1 protein-coding gene is annotated in these 2058 nt (G+C 69.3%); it reads right to left on the bottom strand.

Annotated elements, in window-relative coordinates:
* Window positions 1–2058 (bottom strand): calcium-binding protein (locus TSH64_RS23035; RefSeq protein WP_146208134.1); only part of this gene is annotated, 2058 nt, incomplete at both ends.

Genomic DNA, 2058 nt, shown 5'->3' with positions numbered 1-2058 from the left:
GCCCGCATGGTGACGCCCGTGTCGCCCAGGATCACCAGATCGCTGCCCGCACCGCCGATCAGGGTGTCGATGCCGCGGGTGATGACGGTGTTGCCCGCCGCACCCAGGGCCACGACATCCGAACCGGCGCCGCCGACCAGGAACTCGACGCCCGAGGCCGTCATCGTCACGCCGGCCGAACCGGTGAAGACGATGTCGGTGTTGGTGCCACCGGTCAGGCTGTCGATGCCGGCGACCGTCACCGTGTTCGGGGTATCCCCCAGGGTGATCGCGTCGTTGCCGGTGCCGCCGGTCAGCGTCTCGATGCCGCGCAGCAGGACGGTCGAACCGCCGTCGCCAAGGCTGACGATGTCGTTGCCGGCACCGCCGACGATGATCTCGACCCCGCCCTCGGCCCGCATGGTGACGCCCGTGTCGCCCAGGATCACCAGATCGCTGCCCGCACCGCCGATCAGGGTGTCGATGCCGCGGACGGTGGCGGTCGCCCCGCCCGCCCCCAGGGTGACGACATCCGAACCGGCACCGCCGATCAGGAACTCGACACCGGAGACCGTCATCGTCACGCCGGCCGAACCCGTAAAGACGATGTCTGTGCCGGCACCGCCGGTCAGGCTGTCGATGCCGGTGACGGTGACCGTATTCGGGGTGTCGCCGAGTGTGATCACATCGACGCCGGCCCCACCGATCAGGGTCTCGATCGCACGGGTCAGCAGGGTGCCGCCCGATGCGCCGATGTTCAGCACGTCGGTGGCAGCACCGCCGACCAGAATCTCGACACCCGACCCCAGCGTCATCGTGTTGCCGGTGTCCCCCAGGAACACGAGGTCGGTGCCGGTGCCGCCGATCAGCGTGTCGATGCCGCGGATGGTGGTGGTGTTGCCCGTCGACCCCAGGGTCAGCGCGTCGGTGCCGGAGTTGCCGATCACGAAGTCCGCGCCCGAGACGGTCAGGGTCGCACCCGCCGACCCGGTGTAGATGACCTCCAGGCCCGTGCCGCCGATCAGCGTCTCGATACCGGACACCAGCAGCGTGCCGCCGGCGGTGCCGATGGTCACGATGTCGGTGCCCGTCCCACCGACCAATGTCTCGACACCCGTGACCACCAGCGTGTTGCCGGCCGTGCCGAGGGCGATGAGGTCATTGCCGAGGCCGCCGACAATCGTTTCAAAAAGCGATACCGTCGAGGTGCTGCCGGTATCGCCGAGCGTCAGCACGTCGACACCGCCATTGCCGATCAGGGTCTCGATGCCGCGCAGCAGGATGGTGTTGCCCGCCGAGCCCAGCGTCACGACATCCGTGCCGGTGCCGCCGATCAGGGTGCCGATGCCCGCCGCCGAAATCGTCGATCCGCCAGAACCGAGGAAGATGAGTTCGGAGGCCGTGCCACCCAGCAGGGTTTCAAGGGCATTCGCCACCAATGTCGCCCCCAGCGTGCCGACCGCGACCACGTCGGTGCCCGCCCCGCCGGTCAGCGTTTCGAGGAGAGACACCGTCAGCGTGTTGCCGCCTGACCCCAATGCGACGATGTCCAGCCCGGTCCCGCCGGTCAGCGTCTCGACCGCGCCCACCAGCATGGTGGAGCCGGTGTCGCCGATGATGACGGCATCGCTGCCCACCCCGCCGGTCAGCGTTTCGATGGCGCGCAGCAGCAGCGTGGTGCCGCCGGAACCCAGCGTGACGACATCCCGACCGCTGCCGCCGACCAGGATCTCGAGCGCCGATGCCAGCAGGGTGCTGCCGGCGCCACCCAGGAAGACAAGGTCCAGCCCGTCGCCGCCGATGAGGGTTTCGAGCGCGGTCGCCTGTAGCGTGATGCCGCCCGACCCGATGGTGACGGCATCGGTCGTCGCACCGCCGGTGATGGTTTCGATGGCCGACACGGTCAGCGTCGTGCCGCCGGTGCCGAGCGTCACCACATCCAGGCCGGCCCCACCCCGCAAGGTCTCAAGCTGGGCCACCGCCAAGGTGCTGCCGGCGGATCCCAGCATCACCACATCGAGCCCCGCCCCGCCCAACAGCGTTTCCAACTGCGACGCCAGCAGCGTGGTGCCACCGGTA

The sequence above is a fragment of the Azospirillum sp. TSH64 genome (assembly GCF_003116035.1).
In the GTDB taxonomy this organism is placed as follows: Bacteria; Pseudomonadota; Alphaproteobacteria; order Azospirillales; family Azospirillaceae; genus Azospirillum.
The sequence above is the reverse complement of the archived record's forward strand: the minus strand, read 5'-3'. Positions and strand labels throughout refer to the sequence as shown.